The organism is Massilia sp. BGA-UO-ETr-WB1 (assembly GCF_059567845.1).
The window spans coordinates 800,247-825,685 of the sequence record NZ_JCAQOT010000025.1 but is presented as its reverse complement, the minus strand read 5'-3'; the positions used below and the strand labels follow the sequence as shown (position 1 = coordinate 825,685).

The following is a 25,439-nucleotide window of genomic DNA, read 5'->3' as shown; positions in this document are numbered from 1 at the left end:
ACAGCACCGTGAACACAGTGTAGTGCTGCGCCAAACCCATGGAATGCATGTAAAGTTACGCTACTTGTTCCCTGGAGTTAAAGATGATCGATCCATCCGAGCTGGCGTTTTTCGTCCAGATCGTCAAGGAAGGCAGCCTGTCGGGCGCGGCGCGCGAGCTGGGCGTCACGCCCGCGTCGGTGAGCAAGCGGCTGACGAAACTGGAGGAGGAACTGGGCGTGCTGCTGCTGAACCGCACCACGCGGCGCCTGAGCGTGACCGACGCGGGCGAGCTGTATTACGCCAACGCGGTGCGCATCCTGGGCGAGCTGGAAGAGCTGGAGCGGCAGCTGTCGCAGGACCGCGCCGCGCCCAAGGGGCTGCTGCGGGTGAATGCGCCGCTGGGCTTCGGCCGCACCTACATCACGCCCATCGTCTCCAACTTCGTCAAGCGCTACCCGGAGGTGGAGGTGCAGCTGCAATTGAGCGACCATCCGCTGAGCCTGGTGGACGAGTCATTCGATATCGGCATCCGCTTCGGCGAAGTGCCGGACGCGCGCGTGGTGGCGACCAGGATCGCGGCCAACCGGCGGCTGGTGTGCGCGGCGCCTTCCTACCTGAAGCAGCACGGCGTACCAAAGGTGCCGAACGACCTGGCCAAATTCAATTGCATCGTGCTGCGCCAGAACGACGCGGCTTACGGCACCTGGCGCTTTACCAAGGGACGGCAGACGGAGACGGTGAAGGTGCGCGGTACCTTGAGCAGCAACGACGGCGAGGTGGCGCTGAACTGGGCGCTGGACGGGCACGGCCTGCTGCTGCGGGCGGAATGGGATATCGCGAAGTATCTGCGCTCGGGGCGCTTGCAGATTGTGCTGGAGGACTATGCCACGCCGCCGGCGGACATCCACGCCATCTACCCGGAGAAGCACAAGCTGTCGCCCAAGGTGAAGGTGTTCGTGGAATTCCTGGCGGCGAGCTTCCAGGGGCCGGCGGGGACGAAGCCGGCTTCCACCTGGTAAGGCTTGGTAATTACTCCACCAGCTTGTTCAGCTGGGCGGAGTCGAATTTATCGCATTCCGGCACGGATGGACAATCCAGCCCCGCCGCCTTCATGGTGGCGGCCATGCGCTCGATCTGCTGCTCCTGCGCCGCCGCCTGGTCGATCAGCGCGCGCAGCGCCTTGATGAGCGGGTCGTCGCCGTTGGCGGTGATGCCGTAGGCGGAGAACAGCTTGGCGGACGGGCTGACGCTGACCGCTTCCTTGTCGATCACGTGCGCAGGGTTGCCCACCGCCGTGGCGCCCGCAGGCACGGGTTTGAGCAGCACCGCATTGGAGCCGACCTTGGCGTAGTCGCCCACCGTGAACGCGCCCAGCACCTTGGCGCCGGCGCCGATGATGACGCCGCGCCCCAGCGTGGGGTGGCGCTTGCTGCCGGTGTGCAGCGAGGTGCCGCCCAGCGTGACGCCCTGGTAGATGGTGCAGTCGTCGCCCACCACGGCGGTTTCGCCGATGACCACGCCGAAGCCATGGTCGATGAACACGCGGCGGCCGATCTCGGCGCCGGGGTGGATCTCGATGCCGGTGATGATGCGGGCCAGGTAGGAAATGAAGCGGCCCAGCCATTTCAGGCCGCGCGTCCAGCACCAGTGCGCCCAGCGGTGCAGCACAATCGCCTGCAAGCCCGGATAACAGGTCAGCACCTCCCAACCGTTGCGGGCGGCAGGGTCGCGTTCGATGATGCTGTTGATGTCTTGGCGCAGGTTGTGGAACATGGCGGCGAAGGATTGGGACCGTTAACGCATGGTAGCGTATTCGGTTGCGGGTTGCTCGAAGCTGAAAAAACGGGGAGTGTTTTGCCGGGGCGCTGCGGCGCCCCGGCGGACGGCTGGAATCAGCCTTCTTTGACGAGGCGCTGGCGGCGCGCTTCGTACAGACAGACGCCTGAGGCGACCGATACGTTCAGGCTCTCGACGGTGCCGAACATGGGGATGCTGACCAGCATGTCGCAGGTCTCGCGGGTCAGGCGGCGCATGCCCTCGCCTTCCGAACCCATCACCAGCGCGGTCGGGCCGGTGAAGTCGGACTGGTACAGGTTCTTCTCGCCGTCGTCGGAGGTGCCGATCAGCCAGATATCGCGGTCTTTCAGGTCGCGCAGGGTGCGCGCCAGGTTGGTCACGGTGATGTAAGGCACGTTCTCGGCCGCGCCGGACGCCACTTTGGCGGCGGTGGCGTTCAGGCCTACCGCGCGGTCCTTCGGCACGATGACCGCGTGCGCGCCGGCGCCGTCGGCCACGCGCAGGCAGGCGCCCAGGTTGTGCGGGTCGGTAATGCCGTCCAGCACCAGCAGCAGCGGCGGGCCTTCGATGGCGTCCAGCAGCTCATCCAGGTTGCGCGCCAGCGAAATCTGCTGCGCAAAGGCGATCACGCCCTGGTGGCGGTGGGTGCCGACGATCTTGTCGAGGCGGGTGGAATCCACAGGCATCACGCGCACGCCGAGCGACTTGGCGTTGGCCACCAGGTCGGTCATGCGGCGGTCGTTGCGGCCGACGTCGACGAAGATTTCCTCTACCGAGGAAGCTTCGTGGCGCAGACGCGAGGTGACGGCGTGGAAGCCGAAAATCATTTTATTCTTGGACATGCTTATCTTCTTGTGACGCCGCCCCACTGGAGCGGGGGGCGGCTGGTTCAGTACTTAACTGCGGTGCTTAGCGTTTCTTCTTGCTCTTGGCGGCTGGCCTGGCTGCCGGGGCTGCGGACTTGCTGCGCTTCGGATTTGCGGCGGCCTTGGGCTGGCTGCCTTTCGACTTCGCTGCGGCCGGGGTACGCGACTGCACGCTCGGACCGGGCTTGACGTTGGTGCGCGTATCCGGTTTGGACGGCTGCTTGCGGTTACGGCCGCTGCCTGGCTCGTCGCCGGAGCCGGAACCCGGGCGAATGCCGGCAGCATCCTGCTCGGCTTGCGCCAGGCGCAGGTCGATCTTGCGGGTTTCCAGGTCCACGCGCACCACCTGCACGTTCACCTTGTCGGTCAGCTGGTAGCGCTTGCCGCTGCGTTCGCCTTTCAACTCATGGCGCGCTTCGTCGAACTGGAAGTAGTCCGCGCCCAGGTCGGTGATGTGCACCAGGCCTTCCACGAACAGTTCCTGCAGCTGCACGAAGATGCCGAAGGTGGTCACGCCGGTGATCATGCCGGTGAATTCCTCGCCCAGCTTGTCCTGCATGAAGTAGCACTTCAGCCAGGATTCCACGTCGCGCGAGGCTTCGTCGGCGCGGCGCTCGTTGGCCGAGCAGTGCACGCCCAGCGCGTCCCACACGGTCAGGTCGCCGGCCGCTTTCGGCTGCTTGCCTTCCGCCTTGTCCTTGGCCTGCTGGCGGCGCGTGGCGTTCGACACGGCCGTGTTCAGCACGCTGGTATCGGCCACTTTCGGGTCGTACTTCTTGCCCAGCAGGATGGCCTTGATGGCGCGGTGCGTCAGCAAGTCCGGATAGCGGCGGATCGGGCTGGTGAAGTGGGCATAAGCCTCGTACGCCAGGCCGAAGTGGCCGATGTTGTCCGGGCTGTAGACCGCCTGCTGCATCGAACGCAGCAGCATGGTTTGCAGCAGCGACGCGTCCGGACGCTCCTTGATCTTGCGCATCAGCTCGGCGTAATCGCCGGCGGCCGGCGTGTCGCCGCCCGCCAGGCTCAGGCCGACCTGCTTCAGGAAGTCGCGCACCTGCTTAAGCTTTTCCTTGGTCGGGCCGGCGTGGATGCGGTAGGTGCCGGGATGCTTGTGGCGCAGCAACAGGTCGGCGGCGCACACGTTGGCCGCCAGCATGCACTCTTCGATCAGCTTGTGCGCATCGTTGCGGGTGCGCGGGATGATCTTCTCGATCTTGCCGGCGGCGTTGCAGACGATATAGGTTTCGGTGGTTTCGAAGTCGATCGCGCCGCGCTCGTTGCGGGCTTTCACCAGCGCGTGGTACACGTCGTACAGGTTCTGCAGGTGCGGCACGATGCCGGGGCGGCGCGCCGCTTCCGGACCCTTGGTGTTGCCCAGGATGGCAGCCACTTCGTTGTACGTCATGCGCGCGGCCGAGTGGATCACGGCCGGATAGAACTGGTAAGCCTTGATCTCGCCCTTGGCGGTGATGACGGCGTCGCACACCAGCGTCAAGCGGTCGACCGCCGGGTTCAGCGAGCACAGGCCGTTGGACAGCTTTTCCGGCAGCATCGGGATCACGCGGCGCGGGAAATACACCGAGGTGCTGCGCTCGAGCGCATCCGCGTCCAGCGCGTCGTTCGGCTTGACGTAGTGGCTCACGTCGGCAATCGCGACGATCAGGCGGAAGGCGTTGGCGCGGCCGACCTTCACCGGCTCGCAATACACGGCATCGTCGAAGTCGCGCGCGTCTTCGCCGTCGATGGTGATCATCGGCACGTCGCGCAGGTCCACGCGGTCGGCCAGGTCGGCGTCGCGCACGTGGTCCGGCAGCTTGTTGGCCTGCTTCAGCGCGGCGTCCGAGAAGATGTGCGGCACGCCGAATTTGCGCACCGCGATTTCGATTTCCATGCCGGGGTCGTCCAGCGCGCCCAGCACTTCGGTGATGCGGCCCTGCGGCTGCTTGAAGCGGCCCGGCTGCTCGGTCAGCTCGACGGTGACGATCTGGTCCACCTTGGCTTTGCCCACCGGGCCTTCAACGATGATGTCCTGGGCGATGCGCTTGTCTTCCGGCGCCACCAGCCACATGCCGTTTTCCTTCAGCAGGCGGCCGATGATGTGGGTGTTGGCGCGCTGCACCACTTCAACAATGGTGCCTTCCGGACGGCCGCGGCGGTCCAGGCCGACCACTTTGGCCAGCACCTTGTCGCCGTGCAGCACTTTGGCCATTTCACGCTCGGACAGGAACAGGTCTTCGCCCGGCTCGTCCGGGATCACGAAACCGAAGCCGTCGCGGTGGCTTTGCACGCGCCCGGCCACGAAGCCGGAGTGGTCCGCCAGGGCGAAGAAGCCGTTGTGGTCTGAAACGATCTGGCCGTCGCGCTCCATGGCGTTCAGACGGCGCGTCAATACGGCGTGGGACTCGGCCTTGACATCGAGCGACAGCGCGAGTGCGCGCAGATCGAGCGGCGCCTTGGCGCTGCGGAAGATGCCGAGAATTTCCTCACGGCTAGGAATGATATGGGTAGATTGGTTCAAAAGTATTTCTATGGTTTTATTATTGATGGAGAAAAAATCGTGTACCGCCCTGACCAGCCACGTTGACATGGAACAGGGCGTAGTGTACCGGAGGTCGCGCCATTTGCCTAACGCGGGCCCGTGGCGTACGTATCGGCGGGGCCTGAAAAAAGTTACTCCAGGCTATTTGACTTCTCAAAAGAATCCTCTATAATTCTGGTCTTCCGCAGCGGCAACGTTGAGGAAACGGCGAGTTGATGTGCAGTATGGAACGGCAACGTTCATCTGGCGCGAAACTCTCCAAGTCGTTATAATAGCAGAAGTTGTTATGCAGTATCTGTTAGTAGCATCAGTGCCCACGTGGCGGAATTGGTAGACGCGCATGGTTCAGGTCCATGTGCCGCAAGGTGTGGGGGTTCGAGTCCCTCCGTGGGCACCACAGAATTCCGCAAAAAAGCCTCCTTCGGGAGGCTTTTTTCATTGTCGACCGCATTTGTCGGACTTGCTGACACTCAGCAACGGCCAGCCGTCAAACCGCGTGCAAGCTTGATCCCACAGCGCCGCATGGTTCTTGCATCAGTCCAGGCATTCCAATCGCGCTGGCTTGGGCGGGCCGCAGGAAATATTTTCACGGAAACATCAATTGACGCTTGACCAAGACCGCCGCGGCCTTTAAGATTCGGGCCTCTGTTGCAGAACAACGCTACGGAAGACGCAGTAACAGTGCCCACGTGGCGGAATTGGTAGACGCGCATGGTTCAGGTCCATGTGCCGCAAGGTGTGGGGGTTCGAGTCCCTCCGTGGGCACCACAGAATTCCGCAAAAAACGCCTCCTTCGGGAGGCGTTTTGCATTTACGCGCCACTTTGCGCGCCGGCCGCGCGCACAACCGAGAAATCTTGCTTCCGCTCTTGACGGCATGGCTCGCAGCCCTTACTATGCGTGCCTCTGTTGCAGAACAACGCAGCAAGGACAAAGAAGACAGAGCCCACGTGGCGGAATTGGTAGACGCGCATGGTTCAGGTCCATGTGCCGCAAGGTGTGGGGGTTCGAGTCCCTCCGTGGGCACCACAGTTCTGTTTTCGATGTTTGTAGTAGCGCAGTAAGTAGCACAATTGCCCACGTGGCGGAATTGGTAGACGCGCATGGTTCAGGTCCATGTGCCGCAAGGTGTGGGGGTTCGAGTCCCTCCGTGGGCACCAAGAATTCCGCAGAAAAAGCCTCCTTCGGGAGGCTTTTTCTCATTGTGCGCCCGGTTTGTTGACTCCCGCATATTTACGTCATAGCATCCTTATTCATTTAACAATAAGGATGCCCATGCTGCCGCTCCCTGTCCGCGCCTGCTGCGCCGCCCTGCTGCTCACCCTGTCCGCCGCTGCTGCGGGCGCCGCCGAGAAAACCGCCGCAGACTGGCAGGCCGCCGCCAAGGCCGACATCGAGGCAGTCCACAAGCTCATCCTCACCGCGCACCCCGGCAGCATCGACGAACGCAATCCCGGCTTCAAGGCCTGGGCCGAGCAAGGCTACCGGGAAGCGCTGCAGCTGCTGCCGCGCGTGAACAGCTACGATTCCATGATGTCGGCGGTGCGCTACTACGTCACCGGTTTCCGCGACGGCCACCTGGTGTACTCGGACAATGCGCGGCGCGGCTACCCCATGCTGGTCAACGGCTGGCGGCTGCGCAAGCAGGGCAGCGCCTACGTGGTGGATGCGCAGCTGAGGGAATGGCCGGCGCCCTTGCCGCCGCTGGGCGCCCAACTGCTGCAATGCGACGGGCGCAAGGTGGACGCCATCCTCGCCGAAGACGTGGCGCCCTATATCGACCGGCGCACCACCGGCAAGATGCAAGAGTACCTGGCCGGCGCGCTGACCGTGCCCGCCCTGCCCGATCTCAAGCTCAAGCGCTGCCAGTTCCGCACCGCCGAGGGCGCCGTGATGGACATGCCCATCACCTACCAGGGCATCCCCATGCAGCGCTACTTCCAGCCGTGGGAAAAGGCGCCGCAGCAGGGCCCGCAGCAGCAGCGCCGCAGCAACAAGTTCAGCTTCGAGGACGGCGTGCTGTGGATCAGCGCGGCCAGTTTCAACTCGCTGCCGTCCAAAGAGCAGATCGCCGAATTCGACGCCATGCTGGCCGCGCTGGGCAAACTCGAAGGCGTGCGCCTGATGGTGTTCGATACGCGCGGCAACGGCGGCGGCAGCAGCGCCATCGGCGACAAGATCTTCACCGCAGCCACCGGCGGACTCGACTACGACAAGCAGGATCTCGACAAGCTGCCGCGCACTTACGCCCAATGGCGCGTGTCCGATGTGCTGCTGGAGACGGCGGACAAGTTCAGCAAGGGCTTCAGCACGCGTTACGGCGCCGACAGCCCGGAGACCCGGCGCGCCGAAGCCTTTGTCAAGCAGGTGCAGGAAGCGAGAGCAAGAGGCGAAACCTGGCTGGAGCAGCCCGGCGGCCGCCTGCTCACCCGCGCCGAGATCGCCAGGCGCGGCGGCAAGCTGCGGCGCTACAGCGGCCCCGTGGCGCTGCTGACCGACGCCTCCTGCGCCAGCGCCTGCCTGGACTTCGCCGACCAGGTGCTCAGCGTGCCCGGCGCCATCCACATCGGCCGCACCACCGGCGCCGACACGCTGTACATCGACACCGGCCGCGCCCAGCTCCCGAGCGGCAATGTGCTGGTGCTGCCGCAGAAAGTGTGGCGCAACCGCCTGCGCGGCAACGACGAGGCGCTGGTGCCCGGCATCGTATTGAAGGCGGACCTGGACGACGACGCGGCGGTGCGCACCGAGACGCTGGCCGCGCTGAAGCCGCACTGAAGCCACCCCGGCAAGCCGGCCCTTGACGGCGGCTCATCCATCCCTTACTATGCGTGCCTTCTGTTGCAGAACAACGCTACGGAAGACGCAGTAACAGTGCCCACGTGGCGGAATTGGTAGACGCGCATGGTTCAGGTCCATGTGCCGCAAGGTGTGGGGGTTCGAGTCCCTCCGTGGGCACCACAGAATTCCGCAGAAAAGCCTCCTTCGGGAGGCTTTTTTCATTCCGCGTTCATTCCGCGAAGCGTACACTCATAAAGTCCACGAAGCTGCGCAGCTTGGGCGAGCGGTAGCGGTCCTGCAGATACACCAGATGCATCGGACGGCTGGGCAGCGCATGTCCGGGAAACAGCCGCACCAGGCGCCCTGCGCGCACATCCTCCTCCAGCAGGATCGCCGGCTGCAGCACGATGCCCATGCCATGCACCGCCGCCACCCGCAAGGCCTGCCCGTTTTTGACCTGCACGCGGCCGGACACCGGCACGCACAGGTCACCGCCTTCACCGCCCTCCCCCGTCAAACGCCAATGCGCCAGCGCGGCCGTCGAAAACGCCAGGCACTCATGCCCGCTCAATTCCTCCGGACTGGCCGGCGTGCCCCGCCGCGCCAGGTAGCCGGGCGACGCGCAAATCATCAGCTGGTAAGGCGCCAGCCGCCTGGCAACCAGCGCGGAGTCCGGCAAGTTGCCGATACGGATGGCCGCCTCGCAACCCTCTTCCACCAGGTCCACCACGCGGTCGCTCAGCACGACGTCCACATCCACCTGCGGATAGCGCTCAAGGTAGCCGGACAAGGCCGGCATCAGCGCTTCGGCGCCGAACGTGACGGGCGCTGTAACGCGCAATTTGCCTGCCGGCGCCAGTTGCAGGTTCTGCGCCTGCGCATCGGTTTCGGCCACCAGCCGCAGGATCTCCTTGCAGCGCTGGTAGTAGTCCTCGCCGAAGGCGGTCAGGTACTGGCGCCGCGTGGTGCGGTTCAGCAGGCGCATGCCGAGGCGCTGCTCCAGCATGCGCAGATGGTTCCCCGCCATCGTCGCCGAGATGCCGCTGGCCGCCGCAGCAGCACTGAGGCTGCCCTTGTCCACCGCCAGGACGTAAACCTTCATGCTCTCCAGCAGGTCCATTTAAAAGCTCCGGTTGAAAATGCATCAATATGAATGCAGTTTATCTCAGCCGGATTTTAAATAAAACTGAGGCTTTCCAGCACTCCAAGAAGGACCATTATGAAAGCCATCCAACTGACCGCCCCCGCCCTCAACGCTTTCCGCCAGGCCGAGCTGCCCGATCCCACGCCGGGCGCCGGCGAGGTGCTGGTGCGCATGCGCGCCGCGACGCTGAATTATCTGGACGTGGCCATCGCCAGCGGCAAGTTCCCCGCACCGGCCTTTCCGCTGGTGCCGGTGGCGGACGGCGCCGGCGAGATTGCCGCACTGGGCGCCGGCGTCAGCGGCTGGTCGGTGGGCGAGCGCGTGATTCCGCACTTCATGCCGAACTGGCAAGGCGGCGGCATCACGCCGCACAATGTGGCAGCCATGCGCGGCCTGACCTTGCCGGGATCGCTGGCCGAGTACGTCGCCGTGCCGGCCAGCAGCCTGGTCGCCCTGCCCGCGCACCTCGATTTCATCCACGGCGCGGCGCTGCCGATTGCCGCCACCACGGCATGGAATGCGGTGCGCTCGGCGCAGCTGCGGCCGGGTTCCGTGGTACTGCTGCTGGGGACGGGCGGCGTGAGCATTTTCGCCTTGCAGTTCGCCAAGGCGTCCGGCGCCACGGTCATCCTGGCGTCGTCGTCGGACGCCAAGCTGGAGCGCGCGCGGCAGGCGGGCGCGGACCATTTGATCAACTACCGCGCCACGCCGGGCTGGGACGGGGAAGTACTGAAGCTGACCGGCGGGCGCGGCGCCGACTTGGTGGTGGAAACCGCCGGCGCCGCCACCTTCTCCCGCTCGCTGAATGCAGCGGCCATGGGCGGCACCGTGTTCACGGTGGGCTTTGTGGCCGGCACGGCAGCGTCGATCGACCTGCTTCCCATCATCGTGAAGGCCTTGCGCGTGACAGGCAACAACACCGGATCGGTGGCCGACCTGGCCGAGGCCGCGCGCGCCATCGCCGCGCACAACATCGTGCCGGCCATCGACCGCGTGTACGGCATCGGCGACACCGCCGCAGCGTACGGGGAGCTTGCCGCGGGCGGACACCACTTCGGCAAGCTCGCCATCGCCCATTGAGCCTGTGCCCGCTGCACCCGCCGTACTGTTACTTCGCCAGCGCGGCGCGCACGGCGTCGGACAGCGGCGTGGTCGGATGGCCGGTCAGGCGCGACAGGGTGCCGCTGTTGTCTTCCAGCGCGCCCTTCGCCACGCCCGCATCCGATTCGGACAGCAGCGACGCCAGCCACTCCGGCAAGCCCGCGCCCAGCAGCGCGGCCTTGTATTCGGCTTCCGGCAAATCCTTGTACGGCACTTCCTTGCCCGCCTGGCGCGACAGTTCAGCCGCCAGTTCCGGCAGCGAGAAGCTGCTGTCGCCCGCCAGTTCGTACAGCGGCTCGGGCGCGGCACTGTTCAGCACCGCCACTGCGGCGGCCGCGTAATCGCCCCGCGTGGCGGCCGAGACACGGCCGGCCTGCGCGCTGCCCAGCAGCACGCCATGCGCCAGCGCGCCGCCCAGGCCGGCCGTGTAGTTTTCGTAGTACCAGCCGTTGCGCAGGATGCTGTAGCGCAGGCCCGAGGCGCGCAGCAACTCCTCGGTCGCCTTGTGTTCGCCCGCCAGCGCCAGCGGCGAGGTGTCCGCGTGCAGCACGCTGGTGTAGGCCAGCAGGCCCACATTGGCGCGCTTGGCCGCCTCGATCACATTGCGGTGCTGCGGCAGGCGCTGCCCGATCTCGCTCGACGAAATCAGCAGGATCTTCTCCGCGCCCGCGAAGGCGGCGTCCAGCGTGGCAGGGTCGTTGTAGTCCGCCTTGCGCACCTGCACGCCCAGCGCGGCCAGGCCGGCGGCCTTGGCCGGGTCGCGCACGGCGGCCACGATGGAGGCGGCCGGCGTGGTTTTCAGCAGTTCGCTAACAATCAGCTGGCCCAGTTGGCCGTTGGCGCCGGTAATGACGATCATGGTGTTTCCTTTCAATTCGCAGTTGGAGTAATTCATCTTAGCGCCTATACTTACCATTTGTAAGTACGCACATTTTAGTAAGTACCCCCCCCACCGCTGCCGGAGGCCCTGATGTCCCAACCGAAAACCCTGCGCGCCGCCTTGAGCGCGCACAACGAAGCCGGCCGTGGCCAGCTGATGGTGGCCGCGTGCCCGTCGCGCGCGGTGCTCAGCCACGTCACCAGCCGCTGGGGCGTGCTGGTGCTGGTGGTGCTGCTGGACGGCATGCACCGCTTCAGCGAACTGCGCCGCGAGGTGGGCGGGGTCAGCGAAAAGATGCTGGCGCAGACCCTGGAAGCGCTGGTGGCGGACGGCTTCGTGCTGCGCTACGCCCATCCGGTGATCCCGCCGCGCGTGGAATACAGCCTCACGCCCATGGGCCGGGAACTGGCGCAGCGGCTGGAATCGCTGGTCGACTGGATCGAAGAAAACTATCCGAGGATCGCCGAAGCCCGCGCGGCAGCGGGCAGCGATGAGGCCGAAGCCGCCTGACCTGCCACCTGAGCGCCGGCGAGCAGCTGGCATCTTGCCAGCATCATTTGCTTACCAATTGCATCGCCAAGGCGCGGCATCCTGTACTACACTTGGTCCTTGAACCCGCATCACGGACCGGGCAATGACGTCGATACCGCCTATCAAATTGCAAACCATACTGATCGTTACCGGCGCCAGCCTTGACCTGGCTGCGCTGGAAGGTGCGCTGGCGACGTCCGGGCTCGGCCTGCTCTCGGTCAGCCGCGCCGACAGCGCCCTCAACGCGGTGCGCGCCGGCGGCGTGGCCATGGTGCTGCTCGATGCGGCCCAGGCCGGCAGTTCCAGCTACGAGCTGTGCGGCTACCTGCAGGCCGCCAGCGCCACGCCGGCCCTGCCCATCATCCTGCTGACGCCGGCAGGCGGCGGCGATGCGGCCGAACTCCTCGAGGAAGAACAGCGCGCGCTGGCCGCCGGCGCCAGCGCCAGCCTGCGCCTGCCGTTCAGCACCGGCGCGGTGCTGGAACAGATCCTGACCCTGCTGCCCGCGCCGCGCTCGGCAGAGGAGCTGAGCGCCAGCATTGCACAATTGCGCCAGCTGCGCCTGGCGGACGCGGCCAGCCACCAGCACGCCGAAGCGCTGCGCGAAGGCCAGAACCAGCTGCTGGAACTGGTGGCGCGCGGTGCCCCGCTGAAAACCACGCTGGACAAGCTGATGCTGCTGATCGAGGCGCAATCGCCCGGCGTGCTGTGCTCCATCCTGCTGCTCGACCTGGACGGCCGCACGGTGCGCAGCGCCTCCGGCCCCAGCCTGCCCGCCGCCTATATGGACGCCATCGACGGCCTGCCGATCGGTCCGGTGGCCGGCTCCTGCGGCACCGCCATGTACCGCAAAGAAGCGGTGATCGTGAGCGACATCCAGACCGATCCGCTGTGGGCGCCGTACGCCGCCATTGCCGCCCAATACGATTTGCGCGCCTGCTGGTCCGTGCCGGTGCTGCTCGACAGCGACACCGTGCTCGGCACCTTCGCCATGTACTACCGCGACGTGCGCAGCCCCAGCGCGGGCGACATGCGCCTGATCGGCGTGGCCACCCACCTGGCCGGCATCGCCATCGCCCGCACCCGCCACGAGGACGAACTGCGGCGCCACCGCACGCAGCTGGAGGCGCTGGTGGCCGACCGCACCACGGAGCTGCGCAAGGCCAAGGAGCGCGCCGAGCAGGTGAACGACGAGCTGGCCACGGCGCTGGACAACCTCAGCATGACGCAGGACGAACTGGTGCGGCGCGAAAAACTGGCCGCGCTGGGCGCGCTGGTGGCCGGCGTGGCGCACGAACTGAACACGCCTATCGGCAACAGCCTGATGGCGGCGGGCACCATGGCCGACCGCACCCAGGCGCTGCGCACCGCCATCGCCGGCGGCGCCGGCCAGGCCGAGCTGGACGCCTATCTGGACCAGGCCGAGCAGGCCGACGACATCGTGGTGCGCAACCTGAAGCGCGCGGCGGCACTGCTGCACAGCTTCCGCGCCATCGCGGTCGATCACGACAATGGCCAGCGCAGCCGCTTCAAGCTGGCGCCGCTGGTGGCCGGCCTGATGCCCGCGCTGCAAGCGTCCGCCAAGAAGGTGGCGGTGCAGGTGGAGCTGGACATCCCCGGGCATTTGGAACTGGACAGCTACCCCGGCCCGCTGAGCCAGGTGCTGCAGACGCTGTTCGAGAACAGCCTGGCGCACGGCTTCGAAGGGCGCGGCAAGGGCCACGTGCGCATCAGCGCCAGCCTGAACGCCAAGGGCGAGGTGGTGCTGGTGTACGCCGACGACGGCAACGGCATCGCGCCCGAACACCTGGGCCGCGTGTACGACCCGTTCTTCACCACGCGGCGCGGCACCGGGGGCTCCGGCCTGGGTCTGTACATCGCGCATAACATCGTCAGCAGCGTGCTGGGCGGCCGCATCAAGCTGGCCAGCGAGCCCGGCAATGGCGCCGCGTTCACCCTGCTGCTGCCGCCGGCCGCGCCGCTTTAAGCTTTTTAGGACCGTCATGAAAACACTGCTCGCCTCCATCCTGCTCTTGTCCTGCACCGCCCTGGGCGCCGCGCCGGCCCCGTTCTACTGGTGGGTGAGCAAACTGGACGGCTCGCGCGTGTGCGCGCAAGGCCCGCTCGGCGAGGGCTGGGAAAGGGTGGAGCGTCCGTATAAAGATAGCCGTTGCGAAAAATTAGCATATGCCAAATAATGGGGCCATAACAATACGCCCTGATGCAGGCCGGTAAGTAGTAGTTCTATTCCAATAACCGAGGAGAACGAATGTTTACGAGTCCAGAGCAGTTCGCAGCCACCACCAAGGCGCTGTTTGAATTCCAGTTAGAAACCTTCAACACGCTGACCAACAAAGCCGTCCAGGGCGTGGAGCAGGTGGTTGCGCTGAACATGGCGACCGCCAAGACCAGCGTGCAAGAGCAACTGGCCGCCGGCAAGGAAATCAGCGTGGCGCGCGACCCGAAAGCCGTGATGGCCGTGGCCGCCGCCAAAGTCCAGCCCGGCATCGCCAACGCCGCCGCCTACAACGAGCAGCTGGGCGGCATCATCGCCGAGATCCGCGAAGAATTCACCCGCGCCGCCGACGCCCACATGACGGAAGCGAAAAGCACGCTCAGCGCGCTGATCTGCGACGTGACCAAGAATGTGCGCCCGGGTTCCGAAAACGCGGTGCAGATCGTCAAGCAAGCCATCGACAACGCCTTCGCCGGCTATGAGCAGGTGACCAACGCCACCCGCCAGGCCGTGGCCAACGTGGAGGCGCAAATCGCCAAAGCCGCCGCCACGGTGACGCCGACCGAAAAGTAAGCCCACCCGCGGGACGGCCGGCGCCGCCGGTTGCTCCCGGCCCGCTAACGCGCTACACTGTATGCACATACAGTCCGTAGCGCGTAGCAATGATCAGAGTTCTGGAAAACGAGTTTTATTACCTGGACAACTTCCACCGGGTACTGCAGTGGATCGGCGAGCGCTACGACGACCTGCTCACTGCCGAGGAACGCGCTTTTCTCACCCAATTCCCCACCCTGCCACGCGCGTCGCGGGCGCTGTTCGTGCGCATGGTGATGCGCAAGGGCGAGCTGTTCCGCGCCAGCAAGCTGGTGTACGCCGAGATCGGCTGCGCCCACGAGGCCGCCCGTCCGCTGGCCGGGCTGGGCTGGATAGACGCCGACCCGGTGCTGACCCTGGACCAATTGTTCGCGCTGCTGCAAAAGCCCGAAATCGTGCGCGTGTTCCAGCTGGGCGGGCATGAAAAGAGCGCGCGCAAGCCCGAGCAGCTGGCCGCGCTGCGCGAGCGCCACGACGGCGCGCACCGCTTTTCGGCCTGGTGCGGCGAGGCCTTCGACCACGTCTACCAGGTGCTGGCGCAGCAGCTGTGCGACCGGCTGCGGCTTATCTTCTTCGGCAACTACCACCAGGACTGGTCCGAGTTCGTGCTGTCCAACCTGGGCGTGTACAAATACGAGAAGGTGGAATTTTCGCCGTCCGCGCGCGGTTTCCGCAGCCGGCGCGACATCGACGACTACCTGGCCCTGCACCAGTGTCGCGAACGGTTTGCCGAGGGCGAAGCGCCGCAGGACGTGCTGCGCAGCCTGCCGCCCGCCATCACCGGCAACGAATGGCTCAACAGCCGGCGCGACAAGCTGCTGTTCCAGATGGCGCAGCACCTCGAAAGGCAGCAGGACTGGGACGGCGCGCACGCCATCTACGCCGCCAGCGCCTATCCGGGTGCGCGGGCGCGCGCCATCCGCGTGCTGGAAAAAAGCGAACGCTGCGGCGCCGCGCACGCGCTGCTGCTGGAAGCCATGGCGCAGCCGGAGAGCGAACACGAACGCCAGCAGCTGCTGCGCATGCTGCCGCGCCTGAAGCGCAAGCTGGGCCATCCCAAGCCGCCCGCCGCGCAGCCCGCGCCCGTGGTTCGGCTGGACCTGTCGCTGCCGATGCCGGCCGGAGACTGGTGGGTGGAAGGCGTGGTGCGCGACCACCTGGCGCGCGAGGACGCGCCGGTCTACTACGTCGAGAACGCGCTGATCAACTCCCTGTTCGGACTGCTGTGCTGGGACGCCATCTTCACCAGCATACCGGGCGCCTTCTTCCATCCCTTCCACCACGGCCCGGCCGACCTGCACAGCGCCGACTTCCAGCGCCGCCGCGCGCCGCAGTTCGCGGCCTGCCTGGGCCAGCTGGACGACGGCAGCTACCTGGACACGATACGCCGCAATCTGGCGGCCAAGGACGGCATCCAGTCGCCCTTCGTGTTCTGGGGCGCGCTGGACGCCGAACTGGTGGAACTGGCGCTGGCCTGCATCCCGGCCGCGCACCTGAAGAAATGGTTCGAGCGCATCCTGCTCGACATCAAGACCAACCGCAGCGGCTTCCCCGACCTGATCCAGTTCTGGCCCGCCGAACGGCGCTACCACATGATCGAAGTGAAAGGCCCGGGCGACCGCCTGCAGGACAACCAGCTGCGCTGGATCAGCTACTGCGCCGAACACCAGATGCCGATCACGGTCTGCTACCTGCAATGGGCGCAGGCATGAGCACCGGCATGAGCGCCGACCACCCCGTCTACACCGTGGCCGTGCGCGCGCTGTGCGAGTTCACCGCCAAGACGGGCGACCTCGACCTGCGCTTCACGCCCACGCCCACGGCGCAGGAAGGCATCGCCGGCCACGCGCTGGTAGCCTCGCGGCGCGGCGACAGCTACGAGAAGGAAGTGAGCCTGTCCGGCACCTTCGGCCCGTTGCGCGTGCGCGGCCGCGCCGATGGCTACGATCCGCAGCAAAACCAGCTGGAGGAAATCAAGACCTTCCGCGGCGACCTGGCGCGCATGCCGGACAACCACCGCCAGCTGCACTGGGCCCAGCTGAAGATCTACGGCCACCTGCTGTGCCTCGCGCGCGGGCTGGACAAGCTGCGCCTGGCGCTGGTGTATTTCGACGTCGGCAGCCAGAAGGAAACGCTGATCACCGAGCAGGCCGGTGCGGAAAGCCTGCGCGCCTTCTTCGAGCTGCATTGCGGCCGCTTCCTGGCATGGGCCGAGCAGGAGATGGCGCACCGCGCGCAGCGCGACGCGGAACTGAAAGCCATGCGTTTTCCGCACGCGGATTTCCGCCCCGGCCAGCGGCAACTGGCGGAAGCCATGTACAAGGCCAGCACCCGCGCCTGCTCGCTGCTGGCGCAGGCGCCCACCGGTATCGGCAAGACCGTCGGCAGCCTGTTCCCGCTGCTGAAGGCGAGCGCGGAGCACAAGCTGGACAAGGTGTTCTTCCTGGCCGCGAAAACGTCCGGCAGGCGCATGGCGCTGGACGCTGTCGAAACCATCCGTTCGTCCGCGCCGCTGCTGCCGCTGCGCGCGCTGGAGCTGGTGGCGCGCAACACGGCATGTGAGCACCCCGACAAGGCCTGCCACGGCGAATCGTGCCCGCTGGCGCAAGGCTTTTACGACCGCCTGCCCGCCGCCCGCAGCGCCGCCCTTGCCGCCTGCGCCGGCGCGGCCCCCGCCGGCGCCAGCGCCGCCACGCCGGTGCTCGACAAGGCCGCCGTGCGCGACATCGCACTGGCGCACCATGTATGTCCTTACTATCTGGGCACCGAACTGGCGCGCTGGGCCGACGTGGTGGTGGGCGACTACAACTACTACTTCGACATCAGCGCCATGCTGTACAGCCTGACGCTGCAAAACGACTGGAAGATCAGCGTGCTGGCCGACGAAGCGCACAACATGGTGTCGCGCGCGCGCAAGATGTACTCGGCGGAGCTGGAACACGCCGGCCTGCGCATGCTGCGCAAGACCGCGCCGGAAGCGCTGAAGAAGCCGCTGGACCGCGTGCACCGCCAGTGGTCCGCGCTGGAGAAGGAACAGGACGGTGAGTACCAGGTCCACGCCGAGCTGCCCGAAAAGTTCATGAACGCGCTGCAAACGGCGGTCACCGCCATCGGCGAATACTACGCCGAGCATCCCGCCTACGTGGACGAAGACCTGCAGCGCTTCTATTTCGACGCCATGGGCTTCGCGCGCCTGGCCGAAAGCTTCGGCCAGCATTCGCTGTTCGACATCACCGTCAGCGGCGCCGGCACCAGGATCAACTCCGTGCTCTGCCTGCGCAACATCGTCCCGGCGCCGTTCCTGAAGCCGCGCTTCGAGGCCGCGCACTCCACGGCGCTGTTCTCGGCCACGCTCAGCCCGTGGAACTACTACTGCGACACCTTGGGAATGCCGGACAACACCGCCTGGATCGACGTCGAATCGCCCTTCATCGCCGAGCAGCTGTCGGTGCGCGTGGCGGGCCACATCTCCACGCGCTACCAGCACCGCGACCGTTCGCTGGCGCCGATAGCGGAGCTGATGGGCGGGCAGTACCAGCGCCAGCCCGGCAACTACCTGGCCTTCTTCAGCAGTTTCGACTACATGGAAAAAGCCGCCGCGCTGTTCGCCGAGCGCCATCCCGGCGTGCCGGTGTGGCTGCAAACCCGGCGCATGGACGAAGCGGGCCGCGAACAGTTCCTGGCGCGCTTCAGCGCCGAAAGCAGCGGCATCGGCTTTGCGGTGCTGGGCGGCTCCTTCGGCGAAGGCATCGACCTGCCCGGCGCGCGCCTGATCGGCGCCTTCATCGCCACGCTGGGCCTGCCGCAGCTCAATCCGGTGAACGAGCAGATCCGCCAGCGCATGGACGCGATCTTCGGTTCAGGCTACGACTACACCTACACCTACCCCGGCATGCAGAAGATCGTGCAGGCGGCCGGCCGCGTGATCCGCACGGAGACCGACCGGGGCACCGTGCACCTGATCGACGACCGCTTTGCGCGCCCGGAAATCCAGGCGCTGCTGCCGTCCTGGTGGCGCATCGGCTGATATGGCCGGGGCGATGCCTCTCAGCAGCGCGCGGCCCAGGCCGTGAGTTCGCGGGCGCGCTTGCGCACGGTGACCACGGCGCTGCCGCCCCGGTCGCTCACATAGGTGAGCTGGTAGAACCGGTCCGGCGTGACGTCGATCGCGGCCAGTTCGAACTTGTGGGCGCGCTGCGGGGCGCAGCGCGTGTTGCCCGCGAATAGCAGGCGCGCGCTTTGCAGCAGCGGGCCTTGCTGCTCCAGCACCGTGACGATATCGCGCTCGCCGAGCGGCTGCTTGAGGTGCACGCGCTGCGGCGACACGCCGCAGTCTGACGAGCGGTCCAGCCACACGTATTGGCGCTGCCGGCCGCTCGCGCTCCAGCGCTGCGCTTTGGCTTCGTAGGTGTAGCCATCGCTACGCGCCAGGCACAAGCGCCACGCCGCGCGCTGCGGCGGCTGTTCGGCCCAGGCCGTCACGGTCCAGTCGCGCGCGCCCTCGCCGCGCTGGATGTCGTAGCTGGCTTTGAGCGCGCCGCCGCCGGGGTGCTGGCTGTACCAGCTTTCAAAGGATTTGATTTCAGCCTCGCTGGGCGGACGGGTTTCCGCACGCGCCCCCTCTGCGCCCGGCCATGCCAGCGCCAGGACCAGCGCGGCCAACGTAGCCGCCGGGGCCGCCGGCAGGATATGGGTCAGTTTTCTCATTGGATCACGCTGCGCACTTTCTGGTAGCCGCTGCGGCTGATCGGCAGCCGGGTGCCGTCCTTCAGCACCGCCACGTGGCTATCCTTGCCGGCCTGCTCGATGCGGCTCATACATTCGATATTGAGCAGGTAAGAACGGTGGATGCGCAGGAACTTGCCCGCTTCCAGCTGGCTCTCCAGGTCGGACAGGCGCTGGTTCTTCAGGTAGGACTTGCCCTCGCTGCGGATCTGCACATAGTCGTCCTGCGCTTCGATATAGTCGATCTTCCCGGCGGCGATCACATGCACCCTGGCGCCGTCGCGTATCAGCACACGGCCCAGCGGCCCCTTGCGCGCCGCCGCGTCCCGCACCACATCCGCCAGGCCTTCCTGCGCCGGCAACGCGCTATCGGGCTTGTCGGCCTTGCCGATGCTGGCGCGCACATGCGCCAGCGCCTGGTCGAAGCGGTGCTGGCTGAAAGGTTTGAGCAGATAGTCGAGCGCGTGGTACTCGAAGGCCTTGATGGCGTACTGGTCGAAGGCGGTGGCGAACATGAAACGGCACTTGCCGGCCGCCAGTTCGGCCACTTCGAAGCCGTCCAGCTTGGGCATCTGGATGTCCAGTATCGCCAGGTCCGGCTCCAGTTCCGTGATCGCCTTCACGGCCTCGAAGCCGTTGGCGCATTCGGCCACCACTTCCACGTCCGGATGCGCCGCCAGGTATTCACGCACGACGCCGCGCGCCAGTGCTTCGTCGTCCACGATGATGATGCGCATGTCTCTATCCTTCCTTGGTCTCTGCCGGCATGGCAATCGCCACAGTGAATATACTTCCTTCGCGCGCCCAGTGGATGGCCGCTTCGCGCCCGTAGGCGCAGGCCAGCCGCTGGCGCACGTTGGCCAGGCCGATGCCGTTGCCATCTTTTGCTGCGCCGGCAGATGCGTCCTGGTCCACCGCGTTGCGCACGCTGATGTGCAGCAGCGAGCCGCTGCGCCGCGCCGCCACCTCGACCCACCCTCCTTCCGGCAGCTGCGCGATGCCGTGCTTGATGGCGTTTTCCACCAGCGGCTGGATGATCATCGGCGGCACCAGGCAGGCGCCAGCCCCCTCCTGTATCGCCTCCCTCGCCTCCAGGCGCTCGCCGAAGCGTACTTTCTCAATCGCCAGGAAGTGCCGCAGCAGCGCCATCTCCTGGTCCAGCGCGACCTTCTTGTGCGCCTCCATGCTCAGGCTCTGGCGGAAAAAGCCGGCCAGCTGCAAGGTCATCTCGCGCGCGCCTTTCGGATTCTGCGACGTGAGCGCGCTGATGGAGTTCAGGCTGTTGAACAGGAAGTGGGGATCGATCTGGGTGCGCAGCATGCGCAGTTCGGCGTCCTGCGCCATCAGGCGCGATTCCAGTTCGCGGCGTTCGGCGCCGGACGCCCGCTCGAACTCGGTCACCAGGTAGTTGATGGCGGCCAGCAGGCCGTACAGCAGCACGCCCAGCCCGGAGATCAGGATCGCCAGCTGCGGCTTGAAGTCGATGCCCGCCCACGGCACGTCCGGCAGCAGGCAGGCCTCGTTCCAGCCGCGCACCACGGCGTTCCACAGCAGCGTGGAAACGATGGCGGCGGCGCCCAGCGCCAGCAGCACGCTGGCCGCGCCGCGTTCGGCCAGCGGATACGCACGGCACAAGTAGTAGGCGGAGAAGCCGGCGCTGACCGCGTACACCAGCATCACCGGGATGGCGAAGATCATCGCATTGACCCAGGCGGCATCCTCCACCGCCACCGTCACGCCGCCCAGCGCCGTGCCCAGGAACAGCCAGGCCAGCAAGTAGAGCGCGGCGCCGCGGCGGCTGGAGATCAGGCCTTGCATCGGTGCGGCAAGCGCTTAGTTGCGCACTTCGAGGCCGCCCATGATGGCGACGCCACGGATGATCAGGCGCTTGCTGGCATCCTTGTTGGGGAAGGTCTTTTCGCTGAAGCCGCCCAGCAGCGGCGTGCCCTGCAGGCTGACGGTCCAGTCGTCGGGCACCTTGATCTCGATGCCGCCGCACAGGGCGAACACGTTCAGCACCGCCTCGCTCTGCATCGACGCGTGACGCAAGTCCAGCTGGCAGCCGCCCATGATGGAGGTCACTTCGCCGCCACGGAAATCGCTGGTGGTGATGCGGCGCTCCATGCCGCCCAGGATGGCCGTCACGTTGATCACGCTGTCGTCGTCGGCCGGTCCATCCAGCTTGCCCAGCTTGTCGAACATCTGCGGCGGCTTGCGCCCCTGCTGGGCCTTGAAGATGACCACCAGGCCCAGCCCGATCAGCAACAGCGGCGCCAGTGTGCGCCAGCTGATATACAGCAGGCCGGTGCTCTTCAGGATCATCGCGGCGCCAAAGGCGATCAGCATACCGCCGATGGCCTTGCCGCCCTTGTCGCTGCTTTGCGCCAGCTTCAGCGCGCCAGCCAGTATCAGCAGCACCGGCCAGAACTGCAGCGTGTAGTCGAAATCGAGGATGCCGAGATTTTCAAGCAGGAACACGCAGCCGATGGCGATCACCGCCACGCCGATCAGGACCTGGCCCAGGCCATGTTGCGGACGCTTATTTTCCATCGTAATGCTCCTTGTTCGACTCGAAGTAATGATGCAGAACGGGCTTCAGCACCAGCGTCACGCCCCACATGATCAGCAGCAGCGGCCAGCTGTTGCCAAAGGTCAGCCCCCATACATGCTCGAACGAGCAGTAGAACCAGGCGCCGAAGAACATGTGCGACAGTCCGTCCAGCACCAGCTTGACATTGGTCGGAGGCACCAGGTTGCTGATGCCGGCCAGTACCAGCAGCGCTGGCCAGTAGCGCCACGCGGTGCCCCAGTGCAGTGCGCCCGACCGGTCGAGCAGGAAGGCCACGCCCACGCCGGTGAGGATAATGCCCCAGGTTAGCTGTTTGCGCCAGTGCTGCTCGTTTTCCTTGCCCATTACCGCCTCCGTGTGAATGTGTGGTGTAACAATACGGGGCAAGCGCGGCATGCGATAGCGCTATTCGGCGAACGGCGTGCCGGCGTCGGTGAATGACGCCGTTTTCAGCGAATGGCGCGGCGGGAGGGCAAAGAAAAGGGCCCGGACCTTGCGGTGCGGACCCTTGCGTAGCGGTGCGGGCAGTGCTGCGGCGAACTGTCAGACGCGGTCGCCGGTGCTCATTTTCTGGTCATACATCATCAAGCCCCAGCCTAGCTGGCGGCGGATTTCCTCCGGCGTTGGAGGAGGCTGAACTTCCTGCGAACGGCGTTCGAGATACTCGCGGACCACGTACTTCGATGGATGGTTTGCCTGCGTCATGATGGCCTCCGTATGTCTGCCTGCTATTCGGTTCGGCGCTGCCGTAACCGGCTCACTTCTTTGGAATTGGTGCCGGTACTCGAGGCGGCCGGCAAACCTGCGGAGGAGCTTCTGCGCTGCGCTTTTCGCGGCGCCCTGCATCAATCACGCAAGTCCATAGTATTCCCGTAGCGGGCCAAGCACCGTACGTTAACGCACACTTTGCGCACCGATTCATTGAGATAGGTCAAAACCCTGTAGGACTAAGCGCTGTAAGGGCTAGTGCGAATTCTTACATCCAATATTTACAGCTTTTTTTGCAGGAATTCGAGGAAGCAGCTGATACGCTGCGAGAGCTGCGTGTTGCGGTAATAGACCGCGTGAATCTGCTGGCGGAAGCCGGTGGAATACGCTTCGAGCACCTTCACCAGGCGGCCGGCGGCGATGTCGGCGCGCGTCATGAAGTCGGACAGGCAGACGATGCCCTGGCCGGCCAGCGCAAGCTGGCGCAGGGTCTCGCCGCTGGATGCGGCCAGCGCCGGTGTGATCTGCAGGCTGTTGCCGGCGGCGTGGCGCAGCGGCCATACGTTGCCCAACTCGTACTGCGCGAAGCCGAGCAATTCGTGCTGCGCCAGCGCCTCCGGCGTGGCCGGGGCGCCATGCCGCGCCAGGTATGCCGGACTGGCCAGCACATGCAGCGGACTGGAGCTGAGGGCGCGCGCGTGCAGGGTCGAATCGCTCAGCGTGCCGATGCGGATGGCGATGTCGGTGCGGTGCTCGATCAGGTCGGCGATCTGGTCGTTGCTGGTCAGTTCCAGGCGGATGTCCGGATACATGGCGCGGAATTCGGCCACGTGCGGCACCACGCAATGCAGCATGAAGGGCGAGGCGGCGTCCACGCACAGGCGGCCGGCCGGCTTCTGGCGGCGGATGCGGATGGTTTCCTCGGCCTCTTCCATGGCGGCCAGGATGGCGCGCGCCTGCGCCAGGAACAAATGGCCCTCCTCGGTCAGCTCCATGCGGCGCGTGGTGCGCGTCAGCAAGGTGGTGGCCAGCTTTTCCTCCAGCCGGGACAGCGCGCGGCTCACGCCCGAGGTGGTCTGGCCCAGGTGCACCGAGGCGGCGCTGAGGGTGCCGCTGTCGATCACCGCCACGAAAATCTTCAGATCGTCCGAATTGATATCCATGCCGGATTATAGACCGCGCACATTACATTGTTGAATTAACCCGGCAAGGCGGACTGATACATTCGACAAGTTATCAAATTGAAAAACTTGGTAACTTTCCCACCCTCACAAGGAGAGTCCTATGAACAATACTTTATGCAGCAAAGCGGTCATCGCCGCGCTGCTTTCGGCCGGCCTGCTGGCCGCCCCCGCCGTCCAGGCCGATGCCCTGGTGTTCGACGACCAGGGCAACGCCGTGTTCGGCGTCACCCACGACACGGCCGGCACCTATGAGGATGAGTTCGTCTTCTCGGTGGACGGCGAGGACCACCATTACGCCTCCGGCAGCCTGGTGCCCGGCTATTCCTTCTTCAACAACGCCCTCTCGGCCAATTACGAGATCATGGAGGTGCAGATTTTCAGCCAGAACTCGAACAGCAGCCGCACCTATCTGCCTACCCAGTTCCCCTGGGCCGACTCGCCCTTGCTGTTTTATCCTGTCAATCGCCTCACGCCGGGCAACTACGGCTTCATCATCACCGGCCGCACCACCAATCCGGGCGCGGGCGGCTCCTTCGCCGGCAATTTCAACATTACGCCAGTGCCCGAGCCAGCTACTTACGGTATGTTGCTAGCCGGCATGGTCTTATTGGGAGTTGCATCACGCACACGAAAGACCTGAAAAACTGACAACTTGCGGCGAGATTTGTTACCATCGCCGCTCGTCAGCTTTAACAGGAGAGAGAAATGCTGCATCAAAAGACGGCCCAATTCATGGCCGCTGTAGTTGGTATGTTCATCATCGCCACCGCCCAGGTTCACGCCCAGGACGCGGCCAAGGCGCCCAAGCTTGCCAATGTGACCATCCTGGCCACCGGCGGCACCATCGCCGGCAGCGGCGCCACGTCCACCACCACCGTCGGCTACACCGCCGCCACGGTTGGCGTGCAACAACTGATCAAAGCCGTGCCGGAACTGGCCAAAGTGGCCAACGTCAATGGCGAACAGGTGTTCCAGATCGCCAGCGAAAGCATGACCAACGACCACTGGCTGACCCTGGCCAAACGCGTCAACGTGCTGCTGGCCCAGAACAGCGTGGACGGCATCGTCATCACCCACGGCACCGACACCCTGGAAGAAACCGCCTACTTCCTGAACCTGGTCGTCAAGAGCCGCAAGCCGGTCGTGCTGGTAGGCGCGATGCGCCCATCGACCGCCCTGTCGGCCGACGGTCCGATCAACCTGTACAACGCCGTGCTGCTGGCCGCCGACCCGTCGGCCGCCAACAAGGGCGTGCTGGTGGCCATGGGCGACCAGATCCACAGCGCGCGCGACGTGAGCAAGACCAACACCTCCACCCCGGACGCATTCAAGACTTCCGAGCTGGGCATGCTGGGCTACATCCAGGGCAGCAAGCCCTTCTTCTACCGCGCCTCGACCCGCAAGCACACCGCCGACACCGAGTTCGACATCGCCAACCTTGCTGCACTGCCGCAAGTGGACATCGTGTACGGCTACGCCAACATGAACACCGTGGCGCTGGACGCGTTCGTGGCCGCAGGCGCCAAGGGCATCATCCACGCCGGCACCGGCGACGGCAGTGTCGCCGCCAAGGTAAAACCGGGCCTGGTCGCGGCACGCAAGGGCGGCACCATCATCGTGCGCTCCAGCCGCGTCGGCCAGGGCATCCTGGCCCGCAACGGCGAAGCCAATGACGACGAGCTGGACTTCGTCGTATCGGACACGCTGAGCCCGCAGAAAGCGCGTATCCTGCTGATGTTGGCCCTGACCAAGACCAATAACACCAAAGAACTGCAGCGCATGTTCTACAATTACTAAAAGCAG

General features: G+C 65.7%; 23 protein-coding genes and 5 tRNA genes. 16 read left to right on the top strand and 12 right to left on the bottom strand.

Annotated elements, in window-relative coordinates:
• The first annotated feature begins 83 nt into the window (after nucleotides 1-83).
• Entirely contained in the window at nucleotides 84-1,001 is a 918-nt protein-coding gene (locus tag AC56DV_RS21935; RefSeq protein WP_496316333.1) for a LysR family transcriptional regulator, read from the top strand.
• Nucleotides 1,002-1,011: 10 nt separating this feature from the next.
• Here AC56DV_RS21935 and cysE read toward each other — a convergent pair whose 3' ends face one another.
• From cysE to rnr, 3 genes are all read right to left on the bottom strand, one after another.
• Nucleotides 1,012-1,755: a serine O-acetyltransferase gene (gene cysE, locus AC56DV_RS21930; protein WP_496316332.1), complete on the bottom strand. Its 744-nt coding sequence runs from the start codon at nucleotides 1,753-1,755 to the stop codon at nucleotides 1,012-1,014.
• Nucleotides 1,756-1,874: 119 nt separating this feature from the next.
• Nucleotides 1,875-2,621, bottom strand: a complete 747-nt coding sequence (gene rlmB, locus AC56DV_RS21925) for a 23S rRNA (guanosine(2251)-2'-O)-methyltransferase RlmB (protein WP_057155534.1) — start codon at nucleotides 2,619-2,621, stop codon at nucleotides 1,875-1,877.
• Between the two features lie 67 nt (nucleotides 2,622-2,688).
• A complete protein-coding gene (gene rnr, locus AC56DV_RS21920; protein ID WP_496316331.1) occupies nucleotides 2,689-5,163 on the bottom strand; it encodes a ribonuclease R in 2,475 nt (824 codons plus the stop codon).
• A gap of 333 nt (nucleotides 5,164-5,496) precedes the next feature.
• Here rnr and AC56DV_RS21915 point away from each other — a divergent pair.
• The 6 genes from AC56DV_RS21915 to AC56DV_RS21890 all read left to right on the top strand — a co-directional run bounded on the left by AC56DV_RS21915 (nucleotide 5,497) and on the right by AC56DV_RS21890 (nucleotide 8,144).
• A tRNA-Leu gene (locus tag AC56DV_RS21915) sits at nucleotides 5,497-5,581 on the top strand.
• A gap of 286 nt (nucleotides 5,582-5,867) precedes the next feature.
• A tRNA-Leu gene (locus tag AC56DV_RS21910) sits at nucleotides 5,868-5,952 on the top strand.
• A gap of 175 nt (nucleotides 5,953-6,127) precedes the next feature.
• Nucleotides 6,128-6,212 (top strand) — tRNA-Leu (locus AC56DV_RS21905).
• Between the two features lie 46 nt (nucleotides 6,213-6,258).
• Nucleotides 6,259-6,343 (top strand) — tRNA-Leu (locus AC56DV_RS21900).
• A 115-nt stretch (nucleotides 6,344-6,458) separates the two neighbouring features.
• Nucleotides 6,459-7,961 (top strand): S41 family peptidase, encoded by a 1,503-nt coding sequence (locus AC56DV_RS21895; protein ID WP_496316330.1) that lies wholly within the window; start codon nucleotides 6,459-6,461, stop codon nucleotides 7,959-7,961.
• 98 nt (nucleotides 7,962-8,059) lie between these two features.
• Nucleotides 8,060-8,144, top strand: a tRNA-Leu gene (locus tag AC56DV_RS21890).
• A gap of 49 nt (nucleotides 8,145-8,193) precedes the next feature.
• Here AC56DV_RS21890 and AC56DV_RS21885 read toward each other — a convergent pair.
• Nucleotides 8,194-9,084, bottom strand: a complete 891-nt coding sequence (locus AC56DV_RS21885) for a LysR substrate-binding domain-containing protein (RefSeq protein WP_496316329.1) — start codon at nucleotides 9,082-9,084, stop codon at nucleotides 8,194-8,196.
• A 99-nt stretch (nucleotides 9,085-9,183) separates the two neighbouring features.
• Between AC56DV_RS21885 and AC56DV_RS21880 the strand changes: the two genes are divergently transcribed.
• Nucleotides 9,184-10,188 (top strand): zinc-dependent alcohol dehydrogenase family protein, encoded by a 1,005-nt coding sequence (locus tag AC56DV_RS21880; RefSeq protein WP_496316328.1) that lies wholly within the window; start codon nucleotides 9,184-9,186, stop codon nucleotides 10,186-10,188.
• 28 nt (nucleotides 10,189-10,216) lie between these two features.
• On the opposite strand, the gene AC56DV_RS21875 is transcribed toward AC56DV_RS21880, so the two are convergent.
• Nucleotides 10,217-11,068, bottom strand: coding sequence for an SDR family oxidoreductase (locus AC56DV_RS21875; RefSeq protein ID WP_496316327.1), 852 nt, complete (start codon nucleotides 11,066-11,068; stop codon nucleotides 10,217-10,219).
• 111 nt (nucleotides 11,069-11,179) lie between these two features.
• Here AC56DV_RS21875 and AC56DV_RS21870 point away from each other — a divergent pair, with 111 nt between their 5' ends.
• From AC56DV_RS21870 to AC56DV_RS21845, 6 genes are all read left to right on the top strand, one after another.
• Nucleotides 11,180-11,599, top strand: coding sequence for a winged helix-turn-helix transcriptional regulator (locus AC56DV_RS21870; protein ID WP_496316326.1), 420 nt, complete (start codon nucleotides 11,180-11,182; stop codon nucleotides 11,597-11,599).
• Nucleotides 11,600-11,723: 124 nt separating this feature from the next.
• Nucleotides 11,724-13,607 carry an ATP-binding protein gene (locus AC56DV_RS21865; RefSeq protein WP_496316325.1) on the top strand — a complete coding sequence of 628 codons (1,884 nt, stop codon included), beginning with the start codon at nucleotides 11,724-11,726 and terminating at the stop codon, nucleotides 13,605-13,607.
• A 16-nt stretch (nucleotides 13,608-13,623) separates the two neighbouring features.
• Nucleotides 13,624-13,818, top strand: a complete 195-nt coding sequence (locus tag AC56DV_RS21860; protein WP_496316324.1) for a hypothetical protein — start codon at nucleotides 13,624-13,626, stop codon at nucleotides 13,816-13,818.
• A 71-nt stretch (nucleotides 13,819-13,889) separates the two neighbouring features.
• Nucleotides 13,890-14,429 carry a phasin family protein gene (locus tag AC56DV_RS21855; protein WP_496316323.1) on the top strand — a complete coding sequence of 180 codons (540 nt, stop codon included), beginning with the start codon at nucleotides 13,890-13,892 and terminating at the stop codon, nucleotides 14,427-14,429.
• An 89-nt stretch (nucleotides 14,430-14,518) separates the two neighbouring features.
• Nucleotides 14,519-16,162, top strand: coding sequence for a VRR-NUC domain-containing protein (locus tag AC56DV_RS21850; protein WP_496316322.1), 1,644 nt, complete (start codon nucleotides 14,519-14,521; stop codon nucleotides 16,160-16,162).
• A complete protein-coding gene (locus AC56DV_RS21845) occupies nucleotides 16,159-18,477 on the top strand; it encodes an ATP-dependent DNA helicase (protein ID WP_496316321.1) in 2,319 nt (772 codons plus the stop codon). Before AC56DV_RS21850 ends, AC56DV_RS21845 begins: the two co-directional genes overlap by 4 nt.
• Nucleotides 18,478-18,497: 20 nt before the next feature.
• Here the strand turns inward: AC56DV_RS21845 and AC56DV_RS21840 are convergent, their stop codons facing one another.
• The 7 genes from AC56DV_RS21840 to AC56DV_RS21810 form a co-directional block, all read right to left on the bottom strand.
• Nucleotides 18,498-19,157 carry a hypothetical protein gene (locus AC56DV_RS21840; RefSeq protein ID WP_496316320.1) on the bottom strand — a complete coding sequence of 220 codons (660 nt, stop codon included), beginning with the start codon at nucleotides 19,155-19,157 and terminating at the stop codon, nucleotides 18,498-18,500.
• The gene (locus tag AC56DV_RS21835) at nucleotides 19,154-19,912 is read right to left on the bottom strand and encodes a LytR/AlgR family response regulator transcription factor (protein ID WP_496316319.1); all 759 of its coding nucleotides are present in this window, start codon (nucleotides 19,910-19,912) and stop codon (nucleotides 19,154-19,156) included. The genes AC56DV_RS21840 and AC56DV_RS21835 overlap by 4 nt, the downstream gene beginning before the upstream one ends.
• Before the next feature lie 4 nt (nucleotides 19,913-19,916).
• Nucleotides 19,917-20,993, bottom strand: coding sequence for a sensor histidine kinase (locus AC56DV_RS21830; RefSeq protein WP_496316318.1), 1,077 nt, complete (start codon nucleotides 20,991-20,993; stop codon nucleotides 19,917-19,919).
• Nucleotides 20,994-21,008: 15 nt separating this feature from the next.
• Nucleotides 21,009-21,725, bottom strand: a complete 717-nt coding sequence (locus tag AC56DV_RS21825) for a LiaF transmembrane domain-containing protein (protein ID WP_496316317.1) — start codon at nucleotides 21,723-21,725, stop codon at nucleotides 21,009-21,011.
• Nucleotides 21,715-22,089, bottom strand: a complete 375-nt coding sequence (locus tag AC56DV_RS21820) for a LiaI-LiaF-like domain-containing protein (protein ID WP_496316316.1) — start codon at nucleotides 22,087-22,089, stop codon at nucleotides 21,715-21,717. The genes AC56DV_RS21825 and AC56DV_RS21820 overlap by 11 nt, the downstream gene beginning before the upstream one ends.
• Nucleotides 22,090-22,287: 198 nt before the next feature.
• Nucleotides 22,288-22,449 (bottom strand): hypothetical protein, encoded by a 162-nt coding sequence (locus AC56DV_RS21815; protein ID WP_496316315.1) that lies wholly within the window; start codon nucleotides 22,447-22,449, stop codon nucleotides 22,288-22,290.
• 284 nt (nucleotides 22,450-22,733) lie between these two features.
• Nucleotides 22,734-23,615 carry a LysR substrate-binding domain-containing protein gene (locus AC56DV_RS21810; protein WP_496316314.1) on the bottom strand — a complete coding sequence of 294 codons (882 nt, stop codon included), beginning with the start codon at nucleotides 23,613-23,615 and terminating at the stop codon, nucleotides 22,734-22,736.
• A gap of 121 nt (nucleotides 23,616-23,736) precedes the next feature.
• Between AC56DV_RS21810 and AC56DV_RS21805 the strand changes: the two genes are divergently transcribed.
• Nucleotides 23,737-24,276, top strand: a complete 540-nt coding sequence (locus tag AC56DV_RS21805) for an FxDxF family PEP-CTERM protein (RefSeq protein WP_496316313.1) — start codon at nucleotides 23,737-23,739, stop codon at nucleotides 24,274-24,276.
• Nucleotides 24,277-24,386: 110 nt separating this feature from the next.
• Entirely contained in the window at nucleotides 24,387-25,433 is a 1,047-nt protein-coding gene (locus tag AC56DV_RS21800) for a type II asparaginase (RefSeq protein ID WP_496316439.1), read from the top strand.
• Nucleotides 25,434-25,439 lie beyond the last annotated feature (6 nt).

Coding starts and splice junctions, on each gene's coding strand:
- AC56DV_RS21840 (WP_496316320.1), bottom strand. CDS start 19,157: ATGAGAAAACTGACCCATATCCTGCCGGCGGCCCCGGCGGCTACGTTG.
- cysE (WP_496316332.1), bottom strand. CDS start 1,755: ATGTTCCACAACCTGCGCCAAGACATCAACAGCATCATCGAACGCGAC.
- AC56DV_RS21800 (WP_496316439.1), top strand. CDS start 24,387: ATGTTCATCATCGCCACCGCCCAGGTTCACGCCCAGGACGCGGCCAAG.
- AC56DV_RS21820 (WP_496316316.1), bottom strand. CDS start 22,089: ATGGGCAAGGAAAACGAGCAGCACTGGCGCAAACAGCTAACCTGGGGC.
- AC56DV_RS21935 (WP_496316333.1), top strand. CDS start 84: ATGATCGATCCATCCGAGCTGGCGTTTTTCGTCCAGATCGTCAAGGAA.
- AC56DV_RS21855 (WP_496316323.1), top strand. CDS start 13,890: ATGTTTACGAGTCCAGAGCAGTTCGCAGCCACCACCAAGGCGCTGTTT.
- rlmB (WP_057155534.1), bottom strand. CDS start 2,621: ATGTCCAAGAATAAAATGATTTTCGGCTTCCACGCCGTCACCTCGCGT.
- AC56DV_RS21875 (WP_496316327.1), bottom strand. CDS start 11,068: ATGATCGTCATTACCGGCGCCAACGGCCAACTGGGCCAGCTGATTGTT.
- AC56DV_RS21805 (WP_496316313.1), top strand. CDS start 23,737: ATGAACAATACTTTATGCAGCAAAGCGGTCATCGCCGCGCTGCTTTCG.
- AC56DV_RS21825 (WP_496316317.1), bottom strand. CDS start 21,725: ATGGAAAATAAGCGTCCGCAACATGGCCTGGGCCAGGTCCTGATCGGC.
- AC56DV_RS21880 (WP_496316328.1), top strand. CDS start 9,184: ATGAAAGCCATCCAACTGACCGCCCCCGCCCTCAACGCTTTCCGCCAG.
- AC56DV_RS21835 (WP_496316319.1), bottom strand. CDS start 19,912: ATGCGCATCATCATCGTGGACGACGAAGCACTGGCGCGCGGCGTCGTG.
- AC56DV_RS21845 (WP_496316321.1), top strand. CDS start 16,159: ATGAGCACCGGCATGAGCGCCGACCACCCCGTCTACACCGTGGCCGTG.
- AC56DV_RS21865 (WP_496316325.1), top strand. CDS start 11,724: ATGACGTCGATACCGCCTATCAAATTGCAAACCATACTGATCGTTACC.
- AC56DV_RS21830 (WP_496316318.1), bottom strand. CDS start 20,993: ATGCAAGGCCTGATCTCCAGCCGCCGCGGCGCCGCGCTCTACTTGCTG.
- AC56DV_RS21885 (WP_496316329.1), bottom strand. CDS start 9,084: ATGGACCTGCTGGAGAGCATGAAGGTTTACGTCCTGGCGGTGGACAAG.
- AC56DV_RS21860 (WP_496316324.1), top strand. CDS start 13,624: ATGAAAACACTGCTCGCCTCCATCCTGCTCTTGTCCTGCACCGCCCTG.
- AC56DV_RS21810 (WP_496316314.1), bottom strand. CDS start 23,615: ATGGATATCAATTCGGACGATCTGAAGATTTTCGTGGCGGTGATCGAC.
- AC56DV_RS21870 (WP_496316326.1), top strand. CDS start 11,180: ATGTCCCAACCGAAAACCCTGCGCGCCGCCTTGAGCGCGCACAACGAA.
- AC56DV_RS21895 (WP_496316330.1), top strand. CDS start 6,459: ATGCTGCCGCTCCCTGTCCGCGCCTGCTGCGCCGCCCTGCTGCTCACC.
- AC56DV_RS21815 (WP_496316315.1), bottom strand. CDS start 22,449: ATGACGCAGGCAAACCATCCATCGAAGTACGTGGTCCGCGAGTATCTC.
- AC56DV_RS21850 (WP_496316322.1), top strand. CDS start 14,519: ATGATCAGAGTTCTGGAAAACGAGTTTTATTACCTGGACAACTTCCAC.